This is a genomic window from Parasediminibacterium sp. HNIBRBA5674 (assembly GCF_056745525.1).
Genome location: NZ_JBQWIE010000122.1, coordinates 1 through 315, shown reverse-complemented (window position 1 = coordinate 315; position 315 = coordinate 1). Strand labels below are relative to the sequence as shown.

Annotated in this window: 1 protein-coding gene; it reads left to right on the top strand. The window is 37.8% G+C overall.

Annotated elements, in window-relative coordinates; all coding sequences use genetic code 11:
• Positions 1–315, top strand: a 315-nt coding sequence (locus tag ACT9TX_RS18535) for an alpha-L-rhamnosidase C-terminal domain-containing protein (protein ID WP_481340625.1), incomplete at both ends; no start/stop codon positions are given.

Genomic DNA, 315 nt, shown 5'->3' with positions numbered 1-315 from the left:
TAGCTTTGAATTAATGTGGAAGAAATACGATGCTACCACACTTTGGGAAGTATTGCCCGTTAGCACACGTTTTGTAAATGAAAAACCCGGTATCATGAATGGAAGATCTCATAGCCACCCCATGCAGGCCGGTTTTGATGCTTGGTTTTTTAATGGTATAGCAGGTATTAAGCCAGATATGGATGCTCCAGGCTTTAAAAAAATTATCTTAGAACCAATGCTTATCAATCAATTACAGTTTGCTAAAGGCGATTACAATTCTGTTTATGGTACAATAGTGTCTGACTGGAAATGGGAGGGTAAAAATTTTGTATG